General features: G+C 57.1%; 10 protein-coding genes. 7 read left to right on the top strand and 3 right to left on the bottom strand.

The features are described from left to right. The first annotated feature begins 167 nt into the window (after positions 1 to 167). The 5 genes from pepA to ahr all read left to right on the top strand — a co-directional run bounded on the left by pepA (position 168) and on the right by ahr (position 6826). Entirely contained in the window at positions 168 to 1679 is a 1512-nt protein-coding gene (pepA, locus tag L977_RS18010; RefSeq protein ID WP_014885403.1) for a leucyl aminopeptidase, read from the top strand. Between the two features lie 118 nt (positions 1680 to 1797). Further along, the gene (holC, locus tag L977_RS18005; protein ID WP_014885404.1) at positions 1798 to 2241 is read left to right on the top strand and encodes a DNA polymerase III subunit chi; all 444 of its coding nucleotides are present in this window, start codon (positions 1798 to 1800) and stop codon (positions 2239 to 2241) included. Next, positions 2241 to 5096 (top strand): valine--tRNA ligase, encoded by a 2856-nt coding sequence (locus tag L977_RS18000; RefSeq protein WP_047626465.1) that lies wholly within the window; start codon positions 2241 to 2243, stop codon positions 5094 to 5096. Before holC ends, L977_RS18000 begins: the two co-directional genes overlap by 1 nt. A 123-nt stretch (positions 5097 to 5219) precedes the next feature. Beyond that, on the top strand, positions 5220 to 5723 hold the full coding sequence (locus L977_RS17995) for a GNAT family N-acetyltransferase (RefSeq protein ID WP_014885406.1): 504 nt from the start codon (positions 5220 to 5222) through the stop codon (positions 5721 to 5723). 83 nt (positions 5724 to 5806) lie between these two features. Continuing rightward, positions 5807 to 6826, top strand: a complete 1020-nt coding sequence (gene ahr / locus L977_RS17990; protein WP_014885407.1) for an NADPH-dependent aldehyde reductase Ahr — start codon at positions 5807 to 5809, stop codon at positions 6824 to 6826. 43 nt (positions 6827 to 6869) lie between these two features. Here the strand turns inward: ahr and L977_RS17985 are convergent, their stop codons facing one another. Beyond that, on the bottom strand, positions 6870 to 8510 hold the full coding sequence (locus L977_RS17985) for a dihydroxyacetone kinase subunit DhaK (protein WP_047626463.1): 1641 nt from the start codon (positions 8508 to 8510) through the stop codon (positions 6870 to 6872). Positions 8511 to 8647: 137 nt separating this feature from the next. On the opposite strand from L977_RS17985, the gene L977_RS17980 reads away from it, so the two are divergent. Next, positions 8648 to 10150 (top strand): helicase HerA-like C-terminal domain-containing protein, encoded by a 1503-nt coding sequence (locus tag L977_RS17980; protein ID WP_045281404.1) that lies wholly within the window; start codon positions 8648 to 8650, stop codon positions 10148 to 10150. On the opposite strand, the gene L977_RS17975 is transcribed toward L977_RS17980, so the two are convergent. Both L977_RS17975 and L977_RS24580 read right to left on the bottom strand, forming a co-directional pair. Further along, on the bottom strand, positions 10130 to 11071 hold the full coding sequence (locus L977_RS17975; RefSeq protein WP_156118184.1) for a TIGR01212 family radical SAM protein: 942 nt from the start codon (positions 11069 to 11071) through the stop codon (positions 10130 to 10132). The two genes, L977_RS17980 and L977_RS17975, sit on opposite strands and share 21 nt — an antisense overlap. Positions 11072 to 11311: 240 nt before the next feature. Continuing rightward, positions 11312 to 11686: a hypothetical protein gene (locus L977_RS24580; RefSeq protein WP_156118183.1), complete on the bottom strand. Its 375-nt coding sequence runs from the start codon at positions 11684 to 11686 to the stop codon at positions 11312 to 11314. A 71-nt stretch (positions 11687 to 11757) separates the two neighbouring features. On the opposite strand from L977_RS24580, the gene gltB reads away from it, so the two are divergent. Next, positions 11758 to 16218 (top strand): glutamate synthase large subunit, encoded by a 4461-nt coding sequence (gltB, locus tag L977_RS17965; RefSeq protein ID WP_014885411.1) that lies wholly within the window; start codon positions 11758 to 11760, stop codon positions 16216 to 16218. The last annotated feature ends 2 nt before the right edge of the window (positions 16219 to 16220 follow it).

The following is a 16220-nucleotide window of genomic DNA, read 5'->3' as shown; positions in this document are numbered from 1 at the left end:
GATTAAAACATCCGGCGGATTCACGCTTCAGGACTTTTTCTGACGTGTCGAAACCGTAGTAACGTAAGATTAACACGAAGTCACCACAACAGCGGACATGAGTTACGAAAGGTTTCAATTCTATCCGTAGCAGCCGCTGTTGTCTTTAAGATTCAGGAGCGTAGTGCATGGAGTTCAGTGTAAAAAGCGGTAGCCCGGAGAAACAGCGGAGTGCCTGCATCGTTGTGGGCGTCTTTGAACCACGCCGACTCTCCCCGATCGCCGAGCAACTCGATAAAATCAGTGACGGCTATATCAGCGCCCTGCTGCGCCGTGGCGAACTGGAAGGCAAACCTGGGCAGACGCTGTTACTGCACCATGTTCCAAACGTCCTGTCAGAGCGTATTCTGCTGATTGGCTGCGGCAAAGAGCGCGAGCTGGACGAGCGTCAGTATAAGCAGGTCATTCAGAAAACCATTAATACGCTGAATGATACCGGTTCAATGGAAGCCGTCTGCTTCCTGACCGAGCTGCACGTTAAAGGCCGTAACACTTACTGGAAAGTCCGTCAGGCGGTCGAAACCGCAAAAGAGAGCCTGTACAGCTTCGATCAGCTGAAGACCAATAAAAGCGAGCCGCGTCGTCCGCTGCGTAAAATGGTCTTCAATGTGCCAACCCGTCGCGAACTGACCAGCGGCGAACGCGCTATTCAGCATGGTCTGGCGATTGCCGCCGGTATTAAAGCTGCGAAGGACCTCGGTAACATGCCGCCGAACATCTGTAACGCTGCCTATCTGGCCTCTCAGGCGCGCCAGCTGGCAGACTCCTACAGCAAAAACGTCATCACTCGCGTCATCGGTGAACAGCAGATGAAAGAGCTGGGGATGCACTCCTATCTGGCGGTCGGCAACGGCTCGCAGAACGAATCCTTAATGTCGGTCATCGAATACAAGGGCAACCCGTCCGAAGATGCGCGCCCTGTCGTGCTCGTCGGTAAAGGCCTGACCTTCGACTCCGGCGGCATCTCCATCAAGCCTGCCGAAGGCATGGATGAGATGAAGTACGACATGTGCGGCGCGGCGGCGGTTTACGGCGTGATGCGCATGGTCGCGGAGCTCCAGCTGCCCATTAACGTGATCGGCGTTCTGGCAGGCTGCGAAAACATGCCTGGCGGACGCGCCTATCGTCCGGGTGACGTGCTGACCACGATGTCAGGCCAGACCGTTGAAGTGCTGAACACCGATGCCGAAGGCCGTCTGGTGCTGTGCGATGTGCTGACCTACGTTGAGCGCTTCGAGCCTGAAGCGGTGATTGACGTCGCCACATTGACGGGTGCCTGCGTGATTGCATTGGGCCACCACATCACCGGACTGATGTCGAACCACAATCCGCTGGCGCACGAGCTTATCGGGGCATCTGAACAGGCTGGCGATCGCGCATGGCGTCTGCCGCTGGGTGACGAGTACCAGGAACAGCTGGAGTCTAACTTTGCGGATATGGCGAACATCGGCGGTCGTCCTGGTGGGGCTATCACCGCGGGCTGCTTCCTGGCACGCTTCACCCGCAAGTATAACTGGGCACACCTGGATATCGCGGGTACCGCATGGCGCTCCGGTAAAGCCAAAGGTGCCACCGGCCGTCCGGTGGCGCTGCTGTCGCAGTTCCTGCTCAATCGTGCGGGTTTTAACGGCGACGAGTGATGTAAAACGCCGGGTAGCGGCTTCGCCTTACCCGGCCGACAACGTCGCTCAACCGTAGGCCGGGTAAGCGTAGCGCCACCCGGCTTTGCATTTAAATCCACGACAAGAAGCCCCATATATGAAGAATGCAACGTTCTACCTTCTGGACAACGACACCCATCAGGATGGCCTCAGCGCCGTCGAACAGCTGGTGTGTGACATTGCCGCAGAACGTTGGCGCGCAGGTAAACGCGTTCTGATTGCCTGTGAAGATGAACAGCAGGCGATTCGCCTTGATGAAGCCCTGTGGGCCCGCCCACCGGAGAGTTTTGTCCCGCATAACCTGTCGGGCGAAGGTCCGCGCGGTGGCGCCCCGGTCGAGATCGCCTGGCCACAAAAGCGCAACAGCAGCGCGCGCGATATTCTCATTAGCCTGCGGGCAGACTTTGCAGATTTTGCCACCGCTTTCACAGAAGTGGTAGACTTTGTCCCTTACGAAGAATCTTTGAAACAACTGGCGCGCGAACGCTATAAAGCGTACCGCCTGGCTGGTTTTAACCTGAATACGGCAACCTGGAAATAATGGAAAAGACATATAACCCACGCGATATCGAACAGCCGCTTTACGAGCACTGGGAACAGCAGGGCTATTTCAAGCCTAACGGCGACGAAAGCAAAGAGTCCTTCTGCATCATGATCCCGCCGCCGAACGTCACCGGCAGTTTGCATATGGGACATGCTTTCCAGCAGACCATCATGGACACCATGATCCGCTACCAGCGCATGCAGGGTAAAAACACCCTGTGGCAGGCGGGGACTGACCACGCGGGTATCGCGACCCAGATGGTGGTTGAGCGTAAAATTGCCGCTGAAGAAGGAAAAACCCGCCACGACTACGGTCGCGACGCCTTCATCGACAAAATCTGGCAGTGGAAAGCGGAATCCGGCGGCACCATTACCCGTCAGATGCGCCGCCTCGGCAACTCCGTGGACTGGGAGCGCGAGCGCTTCACCATGGATGAAGGCCTGTCCAATGCCGTGAAAGAAGTTTTCGTCCGTCTGTACAAAGAAGACCTGATTTACCGTGGCAAGCGCCTGGTGAACTGGGATCCGAAACTGCGTACCGCCATCTCTGACCTGGAAGTGGAAAACCGCGAGTCTAAAGGCTCCATGTGGCACATCCGCTATCCGCTGGCCGACGGCGCAAAAACCGCAGACGGTAAAGATTATCTGGTCGTTGCCACCACCCGTCCGGAAACCCTGCTGGGCGATACCGGCGTGGCCGTTAACCCGGAAGATCCGCGTTATAAAGATCTGATCGGCAAATTTGTAGTGCTGCCGCTGGTAAACCGCCGTATTCCGATCGTGGGCGACGAACACGCCGACATGGAAAAAGGCACTGGCTGCGTGAAAATCACTCCGGCGCACGACTTCAACGACTATGAAGTGGGTCGTCGTCACGCCCTGCCAATGATCAACATTCTGACCTTCGACGGTGATATCCGTGAAAGCGCAGAAGTGTACGACACCAAAGGCAACGAATCTGACGTTTACTCCAGCGAGATCCCGGCTGAATTCCAGAAACTGGAACGTTTTGCCGCGCGTAAAGCGATTGTGGCTGCCGTTGACGCACTCGGCCTGCTGGAAGAGATTAAACCTCACGACCTGACCGTGCCGTACGGCGATCGTGGTGGCGTAGTTATCGAGCCAATGCTGACCGACCAGTGGTACGTCCGTGCCGATGTGCTGGCGAAACCGGCGGTGGAAGCGGTTGAAAACGGCAGCATCCAGTTTGTGCCGAAGCAGTACGAAAACATGTACTTCTCCTGGATGCGTGATATTCAGGACTGGTGTATCTCCCGTCAGCTGTGGTGGGGTCACCGCATCCCGGCGTGGTATGACAACGAAGGCAACGTCTACGTTGGCCGCAGCGAAGACGAAGTGCGTCAGGAAAACAACCTGAGCGCTGACGTTGCGCTGCGTCAGGACGAAGACGTACTGGATACCTGGTTCTCTTCCGCGCTGTGGACCTTCTCCACCCTTGGCTGGCCTGAGAACACCGACGCGCTGCGTCAGTTCCACCCAACCAGCGTGATGGTGTCCGGTTTCGACATCATCTTCTTCTGGATTGCGCGCATGATCATGATGACCATGCACTTCATCAAAGACAAAGACGGCAAGCCTCAGGTTCCGTTCCATACCGTCTACATGACCGGTCTGATCCGTGATGATGAAGGCCAGAAGATGTCCAAATCCAAGGGTAACGTTATCGACCCACTGGATATGGTTGACGGTATTTCGCTGGAAGATCTGCTGGAAAAACGTACCGGCAACATGATGCAGCCGCAGCTGGCAGAGAAAATCCGCAAGCGCACCGAGAAGCAGTTCCCGAACGGGATTGAGTCTCACGGTACCGACGCCCTGCGCTTCACCCTGGCGGCGCTGGCCTCGACCGGCCGCGACATCAACTGGGACATGAAGCGTCTGGAAGGTTACCGTAACTTCTGTAACAAGCTGTGGAATGCCAGCCGCTTCGTGCTGATGAACACCGAAGATCAGGATTGCGGCTTCAACGGCGGCGAGATGACCCTGTCCCTGGCGGACCGCTGGATCCTGGCGGAATTCAACCAGACCGTGAAAGCGTTCCGTGAGGCGCTGGACAGCTACCGCTTCGATATCGCAGCGGGCATTCTGTATGAATTCACCTGGAACCAGTTCTGCGACTGGTACCTGGAGCTGGCGAAGCCGGTGATGAACGGCGGTTCTGAAGCGGAGCTGCGCGGCACGCGCAACACGCTGATTACCGTTCTGGAAGGTCTGCTGCGCCTGGCGCATCCGGTCATTCCATTCATTACCGAAACCATCTGGCAGCGCGTGAAAGTGATTGCAGGTATCAATGCCGATACCATCATGCTGCAGCCGTTCCCGGAATTCGATGCTGCGCGCGTTGATGAAGCCGCCGCTGCAGATACCGAATGGCTGAAGCAGGCGATTGTTGCCGTGCGTAACGTTCGTGCAGAAATGAACATCGCCCCGAGCAAGCCGCTGGAACTGCTGCTGCGCGGCTGCAGCGAGGCTGCCGTGCGTCGCGTGAACGAGAACAGCACCTTCCTGAAAACGATGGCGCGTCTGGAAAGCATCACCGTGCTGCCTGCAGATGACAAAGGTCCGGTTTCCGTGACCAAAATCATCGACGGCGCCGAGCTGCTGATCCCGATGGCAGGTCTGATCGACAAAGATGCTGAGCTGGCGCGTCTGGCGAAAGAAGTGGCGAAAGTCGACGTAGAAATTGGCAAAATCGAAAGCAAACTGGCGAACGAAGGCTTTGTCGCCCGTGCGCCGGAGGCGGTCATTGCCAAAGAGCGTGAACGTCTGGTTGCCTTCGCAGATGCGAAGACCAAGCTGATTGAGCAGCAGGCGGTTATTGCTGCCCTGTAATGCTTTTACCCCTTACGCTTCAGGGCGTAAGGGGTACCCTTCCTGAAAACTCCTCGCTTGCACTCCCTTTTCTGCGGTGCTATTAACAGCAGTTGTGTGTCAATTTTTGTCATGAGTAATACTATGAGCGTGATTACCCCCGTCGCGACGACGATGCGTCGGATCACTGAGCAGGACAACCCGGCTATTGCCACCGTTATCCGCACCGTTTCTGCGGAGTATGGGCTGACAGCGGATAAAGGCTATACCGTTGCTGACCCCAATCTTGACGAGCTTTTTCAGCTCTACAGCCAACCGGGCCACGCCTATTGGGTCATTGAGCAGGACGGCCAGGTCGTGGGCGGTGGCGGCGTTGCGCCGCTGAGCTGCAGCGAGCCGGACATCTGTGAGCTACAGAAAATGTATTTCCTGCCGTCCGCTCGCGGACAAGGGCTGGCAAAAAAACTGGCGCAGCTCGCCCTTGATCATGCTCGTACTCAGGGTTTTACGCGCTGTTACCTCGAAACAACCGCCTTCCTCAAAGAGGCCATCGGCCTGTATGAACATCTTGGCTTTGAGCATATCGATGCGCCGCTGGGCTGCACGGGCCACGTCGACTGCGAAGTGAGAATGCTGAAAAATCTGTAAATTTTGTTCCTGCCCCCTTCTGTTAAGCGGCCGTAAACTGAATGCTCTACACTCTCAGTTCACACCACAATGGGGGAAACACGATGTCGAAGATAAAAAGCTACGCCGCACCGCAGGCGGGTGCAGAACTTGAGCTGTACGAATACGATGCGGGCGAACTAAAAGCAGAAGACGTCGAAGTGCAGGTTGATTACTGCGGGATCTGTCACTCGGATCTCTCGATGATCGACAACGAATGGGGCTTCTCGAGCTATCCACTGATTGCCGGGCATGAAGTCATTGGTCGCGTCGCGGCGCTCGGTAGCGCCGCCCAGGACAAAGGGCTGAAGGTCGGCCAGCGCGTAGGTATTGGCTGGACGGCACGCAGCTGCGGTCATTGTGATGCTTGTATCAGCGGCAACCAGATCAACTGCCTTGAAGGCGCGGTGCCAACCATTCTGAACAAAGGCGGATTTGCCGATAAACTGCGTGCCGACTGGCAATGGGTTATCCCCCTGCCGGAGAGCATTGATATTGAATCCGCCGGTCCGCTGCTGTGTGGCGGTATCACCGTCTTTAAACCACTGCTGATGCACCACGTCACTGCGACCAGCCGCGTAGGCGTCATTGGTATTGGCGGCCTGGGACATATTGCCATCAAACTGCTGCACGCAATGGGCTGTGAAGTGACGGCGTTCAGCTCGAACCCGGCAAAAGAACAGGAAGTGCTGGCGATGGGTGCGGATAAAGTGGTGAACAGCCGCGATCCTGAAGCGCTGAAGGCGCTGGCGGGTCAGTTTGATCTGATCATCAACACCGTCAACGTCGATCTCAACTGGCAGCCATACTTTGAAGCGCTGGCCTACGGCGGTAACTTCCACACCGTGGGTGCGGTAATGAAACCTCTGCCGGTTCCGGCGTTTACCCTGATCGGCGGGGATCGCAGCGTATCCGGTTCCGCAACCGGTACGCCGTACGAGTTGCGCAAGCTGATGAAGTTCGCCGGACGCACCAAAGTGGCACCCACCACCGAGCTTTATCCGATGTCGAAAATTAACGAAGCTATCCAGCACGTACGCGACGGGAAAGCCCGGTATCGCGTGGTGTTGAAAGCGGATTTTTGATGTGAGTTTGCCGGGTGGCGGCTTCGCCTTACCCGGCCTACTTTTACCGCTGTGCCAATACGTTAAATACTTCTGCCACCGCAACCGCCCCCGGATCCATCACGCCATCCAGGTTCTCTTTGTTCACATACGACGAGCGCCCAGCTCCTGCCTTCTCCATTTTTGCCGTTGCTTCTGCCCCCAGCTGTGCTGCCTGCGCCGCTGCCTGAAGATCATTTTTCTGCAACGCCTCCAGCGCCGGTTGGAGCGCATCGATCAGGGTGCGATCGCCGAGATCCGCGCCGCCATACTGCTTCATTTGCGCCAGCCCGCTCAGCAGCGCATCCGGAAGCGATTTTCCGTCATGCAGCTTTTGCCCGGCTGCCGTAAAGAAGATCGACATCAGTACGCCACTCGATCCGCCCATCACCGTTGCCAGCCGCTCCCCTACCAGCAGCAGAAGCTTAGAGACATCATCAAGCGGAAGCGCATGCTCCTCCAGACGCTGCGCAATATCCCGCGCGCCTTGCGCAAAGGTGGAGCCGGTATCGCCGTCGCCCACTTTGGCATCCAGCGCGTTCAGACGATTTTCCAGTTGGATCAGCGTCCTGGCTACCGAGGAGACAGACTTTTCGACCTGTGGGTTTTCCGACGGAGTGTATTCCACGCGGTCATGGATGGCGCTATGTGCGACGGTACGCAGTGGCGCAAACGCCACGGGTTTCTGCCAGCCGAGCGTTTCCACCTCTTCATGAAGCGCTTTTTCGAACAGATCGTTGAGCCTCAGCAGCGTCAGCGAAAAACCCTTCATATCCAGGGCGCTTACCAGCGGGGCCGGGCCAATAAGATAAGCAATACTCTCTTTCAGCGCCGAGTGCGCCAGCTCTTTGGTCAGTAACGCCATTTCCAGCGCCGATACGCCACCAAGATTGTTAATCAGCACCGCAAAGCGCCCTTCACCCGCCTGCGCTTTCAGCGGGGTCACCAGCGTGTCGATAATCGCTTTGCTGTTTTGTGTGTCGACAACGGAAGCGCCCGGCTCACCGTGGATCCCCAGCCCCAGCTCGACATGACCCTGCTTAATGCGTCCCTCTTCATCGTCACTGCCCGGCAGGTTGCAGGTTTGCATCGCCACGCCCAGACTCCAGAGGTTATCGCAGGCCTGTTGCGCAATATCCCGCACTTCACTCAACGATTTCCCCTGCTCCGCCGCATAGCCCGCAATCTTATGCACCAGCGCCGTACCGGCAATACCGCGCGGCTGTTTGTTGTCGGGCAGCGCGATATCGTCCGCCACAATCACCATTTCGACCTTCAACCCGTAACGTTTGGCCTTCTCGGCCGCCAGACCGAAGTTCAGCCGATCGCCGGTGTAATTTTTGACAATCAGCAGGCAGCCGCGATCGCCCGTGACCGCGACAATGGCATTCAGCACCGCATCCACGCTCGGCGAGGCAAACAGATCGCCGCAGACGGCAGCCGTCAGCATGCCTTTGCCGACAAACCCGGCATGCGCGGGCTCGTGGCCAGAGCCGCCGCCGGAGATCACCGCCACGCGGCTTTTGTCCCAGTCACCGCGCGCGACAATCCTGATGGCAGGATCAATATCGAGTTTGACGAGATTCGCGTGTGGCGCAGAAAGCAGTATGCCTTCAATGGCATCGTTGACCAGCTGTTTGCGATCGTTAAAGAAGAATCTGGACATAGTTTCCCACTATTTTGTTAACCGTATGCAAAAGCATAGTCCGCGCTGGATAATGCGCCGCAAAGTCAGCAATTTACTCAGCCATTTTGCCGTCAGGTTGCCTATACTCCACCCAGGACTAAGAGAGGAAGCGCATTATGAGTACACCATTGTTAATTGCCCGGACGCTGGAAAAAGAGCTGTATCTGCTGCCCGCGATGGCGAACCGCCACGGCCTGATCACCGGCGCGACCGGGACGGGGAAAACCGTCACCCTGCAGAAGCTGGCGGAGTCGCTTTCAGAGATTGGCGTGCCGGTCTTTATGGCTGACGTGAAAGGCGATTTAACCGGTGTGGCTCAGGAGGGTATCGCCTCTGAAAAATTGCTTGAGCGGCTGAAGAATATTGGCATCACGGACTGGACGCCGCATGGCAACCCGGTGGTGGTATGGGATATCTTCGGTGAGAAAGGCCACCCGGTCCGCGCCACCGTCTCCGACCTCGGCCCGCTGCTGCTCGCCCGTCTGCTTAACCTTAACGATGTCCAGTCCGGGGTACTGAATATAATCTTCCGCATCGCCGATGACCAGGGACTGCTGCTGCTCGATTTCAAAGATCTGCGGGCCATTACCCAGTACATCGGGGATAACGCTAAATCTTTCCAGAACCAGTACGGCAATATCAGCAGCGCTTCTGTCGGCGCGATTCAACGCGGGTTACTGACTCTGGAACAACAGGGTGCCGAACACTTCTTTGGTGAACCGATGCTGGATATCAAAGACTGGATGCGCACCGACAGCAGTGGAAAAGGCATCATCAACATTCTGAGCTCAGAGAAGCTCTACCAGATGCCGAAACTCTACGCCGCCAGCCTGCTGTGGATGCTCTCCGAGCTTTATGAACAGCTGCCCGAAGCGGGTGACCTGGAAAAACCGAAGCTGGTGTTCTTCTTTGACGAAGCGCACCTGCTGTTCAACGACGCCCCACAGGTCTTGCTGGATAAGATTGAACAGGTCATCCGCCTCATCCGTTCCAAAGGCGTCGGCGTCTGGTTTGTCTCGCAAAATCCGTCGGATATCCCCGATAACGTGCTCGGGCAGCTCGGCAACCGCGTCCAGCATGCCCTGCGCGCCTTCACGCCAAAGGATCAGAAAGCGGTGAAAGCCGCCGCGCAAACCATGCGTGCGAATCCAGCCTTTGATACCGAAGCCGCCATTCAGGCGCTGGGCACCGGTGAAGCGCTGATATCGTTCCTTGATGCGAAGGGCAGCCCATCCATCGTGGAACGTGCGATGGTGATTGCGCCCTGCTCGCGTATGGGGCCCGTCACTGATGATGAACGTAACGGCCTGATTAACCATTCTCCGGTTTACGGTAAGTACGAAGACGAGGTGGATCGCGAGTCCGCGTTTGAGATGCTGCAAAAAGGCGTGCAGGCAACAACGGAGTCCCAGGATGCCCCTGCCGCAAAAGGGCAGTCCGTCGCCGTAGATGATGGCATTCTCGGTGGACTCAAAGACATTCTGTTTGGCAGCACCGGTCCGCGCGGCGGCAAACGCGACGGCGTGGTGCAAACCATGGCGAAAAGCGCGGCGCGGCAGGTCACCAATCAGATTGTACGCGGCATGCTGGGGAGTTTGTTAGGCGGCCGTCGCCGGTAGAGGGGGAACCCACGGGCGCCCCAGCGCCGAACCCTGTACGCCGTTTTGCTGCAGATAGCGGTCAATTTCCACCATTCCCGTCCAGCGGTTCTCACACCAGAGCGGTGCCAGAAGCGTTGGACGGCGGGCGCTGGCCGAGATGCGATGGTAAACAATCTCCGGCGGCGTGTGGCGAATCATCTCCCCCGCGGTCACCGTATAGTCCTCAAGCTCAATACCGCTTAACCGCCCCGCTTGCCAGGCTTTCGCCATAATGCTTCCCGTAACGATGTGTAGCGGATGCAGCTTGATACCGTCCACGCCGGTCTCAACGACCTTTTCCAGCGTCTCCAGGCCGTGCTGCTGCCCTTCGCCAGGGAGACCGACAATCAGGTGTGAACAGACCTTCAACCCACGCGCGCGCGCGAGGCGTGTGGTGCGCTGGTAACAGGCGAAATCATGGCCACGGTTAATGCGGTGCAGGGTTTTGTCATGTGCGGTCTGCAAGCCCAGTTCCAGCCAGATCTCGTAGCCTTGCTCCTTATACTCACTGAGCAAGTCCAGCACCGCGTCCGGCACGCAGTCCGGACGCGTACCGACGCACAACCCCACAATGTTTGCCTGCGTGACGGCCTGCTGATACATGGACCGCAGCACCTGCACTTCCGCCCAGGTACTGGTGTACGCCTGGAAATAGGCCAGATACTGCTTTGCGCGGTTGACCAGGCTGGCCTGATGTGCGAGCTGCTCTGCAATAGATTTGTGCTGCTGAGCTTCGTCAGCAAAGGAGGCCACGTTACAGAAAGTGCAGCCACCGCGCCCGATGGTGCCATCGCGATTCGGACAGCTAAAACCGCCGTGCAGCGTCAGCTTGTGAACCTTTTGCCCGTAGCGCTGCAAAAGATCCCCACCAAACATATTGACTAATTTCTGTAACTGCATAATCTGATAGACCGTCCCGAAGAAAGGGGACAAGCCTGCCATTTTTAGCCTCTGTCGGCGATGACCTGGATCAATCGCCCTGGACGGCCTTTATCTATATGAATAAATAATCAGGATTACTGCAGTTTCATTCACACCACCTGTGATTACTTTTCCTTATGTTCTGATTGTTTTTTTCATTTATAGCGCCAGCACTGAAAAACAGTGACTTTATGCGGGTTTAGAACCCATGCCAGATTATTATTCTGCGTTAAAACCGCTATTCAGCACGCTACGTTGATAATACCGCTTACATATAGTGAGACAGATCACACTCCGCTGCGCTCTATAAGGGCTTTCAATCAATGTAAAAATAGTTAAATTCCATTTATTTACAAATACATAGATACTCTTTAGCACATTTTTGGATAAATAAGATTGCCATTTGACCTGTGTACCAATTCCCGATAAGTTGGAAATCCGCTGGAAGCTTTCTGGATGAGCGGCCTGCTCATCATATTTATGCAGTAATTGAGATTCCCTCTGAAGCAAGTCCTCAAACTTGTTTACCTGCGCGAAAGGATGAAAAGAGGGCGAATGCGAGGTACGCGTATGAAGCGCAAACCCCGTCGCCATGCTCTTTCTGCGCCTGTGCGCCACGGTAAAGTTCAGAGAGAAGCCCGACGAGCCTGGGGAGGTTCACTGATATGTTGTACGATAAATCCCTTGAGAAGGATAACTGTGGTTTCGGCCTGATCGCCCACATAGAAGGCGAACCTAGCCACAAGGTAGTGCGTACCGCTATTCACGCACTGGCCCGTATGCAGCACCGTGGCGCCATCCTTGCTGATGGTAAAACCGGCGACGGTTGTGGCCTGCTGCTGCAAAAACCGGATCGTTTCTTCCGTATCGTTGCGGAAGAGCGCGGCTGGCGTTTAGCCAAAAACTACGCTGTCGGTATGCTGTTCCTGAACCAGGATCCTGAAAAGGCTGCCGCTTCACGCCGCATCGTTGAAGAAGAACTTCAGCGTGAAACCCTGTCGATTGTCGGCTGGCGCGATGTGCCAACCAACGAAGGGGTGCTCGGTGAAATCGCCCTCTCCTCACTGCCTCGTATTGAGCAGATTTTTGTTAACGCGCCTGCGGGCTGGCGTCCACGCGATATGGAACGCCGCCTGTTTATCGCCCGTCGCCGCATTGAAAAACGCCTCCAGGACGATAAAGAGTTCTACGTCTGTAGCCTCTCGAACCTGGTCAACATCTATAAAGGTCTGTGTATGCCGGCTGACCTGCCGCGCTTCTACCTGGACCTGGCGGACCTGCGTCTGGAATCGGCCATTTGCCTGTTCCACCAGCGCTTCTCCACCAACACTGTTCCACGCTGGCCGCTGGCGCAGCCGTTCCGCTATCTGGCGCACAACGGCGAGATCAACACCATCACCGGTAACCGCCAGTGGGCTCGCGCCCGTACTTATAAGTTCCAGACGCCACTGATCCCTGACCTGCACGACGCTGCGCCGTTCGTGAATGAAACTGGCTCGGACTCAAGCTCCATGGACAACATGCTGGAGCTGCTGCTGGCGGGCGGGATGGACATCGTGCGCGCCATGCGTCTGCTGGTGCCACCGGCATGGCAGAACAACCCGGATATGGACCCTGAGCTGCGCGCCTTCTTCGACTTTAACTCCATGCACATGGAGCCGTGGGACGGCCCGGCGGGCATCGTTATGTCCGACGGTCGTTTTGCCGCCTGCAACCTGGACCGTAACGGTCTGCGTCCGGCGCGATACGTCATCACAAAAGACAAGCTCATTACCTGTGCCTCTGAAGTCGGTATCTGGGATTACCAGCCTGATGAAGTGGTCGAGAAAGGCCGCGTCGGTCCGGGCGAGCTGATGGTTATTGACACCCGCGGTGGGCGCATCCTGCACTCTGCCGAAACCGATCACGATCTGAAGAGCCGTCATCCATACAAAGAGTGGATGGAGAAGAACGTGCGTCGTCTGGTGCCGTTTGAAGATTTGTCGGACGAAGAAGTGGGCAGCCGCGAGCTGGACGACGATACGCTCGCAAGTTTCCAGAAACAGTTTAACTACAGCGCGGAAGAGCTGGACTCGGTTATCCGTGTGCTCGGCGAAAACGGCCAGGAAGCAGTCGGCTCCATGGGTGACGATACCCCATTTGCCGTGCTCTCCAGCCAGCCACGCATCATTTATGACTACTTCCGCCAGCAGTTCGCGCAGGTTACTAACCCGCCAATCGATCCGCTGCGTGAAGCCCACGTGATGTCGCTGGCCACCAGCATCGGTCGCGAGATGAACGTCTTCTGCGAAGCCGAAGGCCAGGCGCACCGTCTGACCTTTAAATCGCCGATCCTGCTGTACTCCGACTTCAAACAGCTCACCACCATGACCGAGGAGCACTACCGCGCCGACACGCTCGACATTACGTTTGACGTGAACGACGCGAGCCTCGAAGAGACGGTGAATGCGCTGTGTGACAAAGCCGAACAGATGGTGCGTAACGGTACCGTTCTGCTGGTGCTGTCTGACCGCAATATCGCGAAAAACCGTCTGCCGGTGCCTGCGCCAATGGCGGTGGGTGCTATCCAGACGCGTCTGGTGGATAAGAGCCTGCGCTGCGATGCCAACATCATTGTTGAAACCGCCAGCGCCCGCGACCCGCACCACTTTGCCGTGCTGTTAGGCTTTGGCGCGACGGCGATCTACCCGTACCTGGCCTACGAAACGCTGGCCCGTCTGGTGGATACCCGCGCGATCGACAAAGATTACCGTACTGTGATGCTGAACTACCGTAACGGCATCAACAAAGGCCTGTACAAGATCATGTCCAAAATGGGCATCTCGACCATTGCCTCTTATCGCTGTTCGAAGCTCTTTGAAGCGGTCGGCCTGCATGATGACGTGGCAAATCTCTGCTTCCAGGGCGTGGTTAGCCGTATCGGTGGAGCCGGTTTTGCTGACTTCCAGCAGGATCTGGTGAACCTGTCCAAACGTGCCTGGCTGGCACGTAAGCCGCTGGATCAGGGCGGTCTGCTGAAATACGTTCACGGTGGTGAATACCACGCCTATAACCCGGACGTGGTGCGCACGCTGCAGCAGGCGGTGCAGAGCGGTGAATACAGCGATTATCAGCAGTATGCTGAGCTGGTGAACAACCGTCCGGCGGCGACGCTGCGCGATCTCATTGCCCTGAATCCGGGTGATGAAGCGGTCAGCATTGACGACGTTGAGCCTGCTTCCGAGCTGTTCAAACGCTTCGACACCGCAGCAATGTCCATCGGCGCACTGAGCCCGGAAGCCCACGAGGCGCTGGCCGAAGCCATGAACAGCATCGGCGGTAACTCCAACTCCGGTGAAGGCGGTGAAGATCCGGCGCGTTACGGCACCAATAAAGTGTCCCGTATCAAGCAGGTAGCATCCGGTCGTTTTGGCGTGACGCCTGCGTACCTGGTCAACGCCGACGTGATTCAGATTAAAGTCGCTCAGGGTGCGAAACCGGGCGAAGGCGGTCAACTGCCGGGGGATAAAGTTACCCCGTACATCGCCAAACTGCGCTACTCGGTGCCGGGCGTGACGCTGATCTCCCCGCCACCGCACCACGATATCTACTCTATCGAGGACTTAGCGCAGCTGATTTTCGACCTGAAACAGGTCAACCCGAAAGCGATGATCTCCGTGAAGCTGGTTTCCGAACCGGGCGTGGGCACCATCGCCACCGGCGTGGCGAAAGCTTATGCGGATCTCATTACCATCGCCGGTTACGACGGTGGTACCGGTGCAAGCCCGCTCTCCTCCGTGAAATACGCGGGCTGCCCGTGGGAGCTGGGCCTGGTGGAAACCCAGCAGGCGCTGGTGGCGAACGGTCTGCGTCATAAGATCCGTCTTCAGGTGGACGGTGGTCTGAAAACTGGCCTCGACATCATCAAAGCCGCGATCCTCGGTGCGGAAAGCTTCGGCTTCGGTACAGGCCCAATGGTGGCGCTCGGCTGTAAATACCTGCGTATTTGCCACCTGAACAACTGCGCAACCGGTGTGGCGACCCAGGATGAGAAGCTGCGTAAGAACCACTATCACGGGCTGCCGTTCAAAGTGACCAACTACTTTGACTTCATCGCCCGGGAAACCCGCGAGCTGATGGCGCAGCTGGGCGTGAAGCGTCTGGTGGATCTGATTGGCCGTACCGACCTGCTGAAAGAGCTGGAAGGCTTCACGGCGAAGCAGCAGAAGCTGGAGCTCAGCAAGCTGCTGGAAACCGCGCAGCCACACCCAGGCAAAGCGGTGTACTGCACCGAGAACAACCCACCGTTCGACAATGGCGTGTTGAATGCGCAGCTGTTGCAGCAGGCGAAACCGTATGTGGACGAGAAGCAGAGCAAGACGTTCTGGTTTGATATCCGCAACACCGACCGTTCTGTAGGCGCGTCGCTCTCCGGTTATATCGCGCAAACGCACGGTGACCAGGGGCTGGCAGCGGACCCGATTACCGCGCACTTCAGCGGCACTGCGGGTCAGAGCTTCGGTGTGTGGAACGCAGGCGGCGTTGAGCTGTACCTGACCGGTGACGCCAACGACTACGTCGGTAAAGGCATGGCGGGTGGTCTGCTGGCAGTGCGCCCTCCGGTCGGCTCTGCCTTCCGCAGCCACGAAGCGAGCATCATCGGTAACACCTGTCTGTACGGCGCGACCGGCGGTCGTCTGTTCGCCGCGGGCCGTGCGGGTGAGCGTTTTGCGGTGCGTAACTCTGGTGCCATCACCGTGGTGGAAGGCATTGGCGATAACGGTTGTGAATACATGACGGGCGGGATTGTTTGCGTTCTGGGTAAAACCGGCGTGAACTTTGGCGCAGGCATGACGGGCGGTTTTGCCTACGTCCTGGATGAAGACGGTGAGTTCCGCAAACGCGTGAACCCGGAACTGGTGGAAGTGCTGGACGTTGATACGCTGGCTATCCATGAAGAACACCTGCGCGGTTTGATTACCGAACACGTGCAGCATACCGGTTCTTCGCGTGGCGAAGAGATCCTGGCGAACTGGCCGGCGTTCTCAGCGAAATTTGCGCTGGTTAAACCGAAGTCCAGCGATGTTAAAGCCCTGTTGGGTCACCGTAGTCGTAGCGCAGCAGAGCTGCGCGTGCAGGCGCAGTAAGG

The organism is Enterobacter sp. ZOR0014, from assembly GCF_000798855.1.
Lineage (GTDB): Bacteria > Pseudomonadota > Gammaproteobacteria > Enterobacterales > Enterobacteriaceae > Enterobacter > Enterobacter kobei.
Note: the sequence above shows the minus strand (reverse complement) of the source record. Positions and strands in the feature narration are given on the sequence as shown.

Coding starts and splice junctions, on each gene's coding strand:
- pepA (WP_014885403.1), top strand. CDS start 168: ATGGAGTTCAGTGTAAAAAGCGGTAGCCCGGAGAAACAGCGGAGTGCC.
- holC (WP_014885404.1), top strand. CDS start 1,798: ATGAAGAATGCAACGTTCTACCTTCTGGACAACGACACCCATCAGGAT.
- L977_RS18000 (WP_047626465.1), top strand. CDS start 2,241: ATGGAAAAGACATATAACCCACGCGATATCGAACAGCCGCTTTACGAG.
- L977_RS17995 (WP_014885406.1), top strand. CDS start 5,220: ATGAGCGTGATTACCCCCGTCGCGACGACGATGCGTCGGATCACTGAG.
- ahr (WP_014885407.1), top strand. CDS start 5,807: ATGTCGAAGATAAAAAGCTACGCCGCACCGCAGGCGGGTGCAGAACTT.
- L977_RS17985 (WP_047626463.1), bottom strand. CDS start 8,510: ATGTCCAGATTCTTCTTTAACGATCGCAAACAGCTGGTCAACGATGCC.
- L977_RS17980 (WP_045281404.1), top strand. CDS start 8,648: ATGAGTACACCATTGTTAATTGCCCGGACGCTGGAAAAAGAGCTGTAT.
- L977_RS17975 (WP_156118184.1), bottom strand. CDS start 11,071: ATGCAGTTACAGAAATTAGTCAATATGTTTGGTGGGGATCTTTTGCAG.
- L977_RS24580 (WP_156118183.1), bottom strand. CDS start 11,686: ATGGCGACGGGGTTTGCGCTTCATACGCGTACCTCGCATTCGCCCTCT.
- gltB (WP_014885411.1), top strand. CDS start 11,758: ATGTTGTACGATAAATCCCTTGAGAAGGATAACTGTGGTTTCGGCCTG.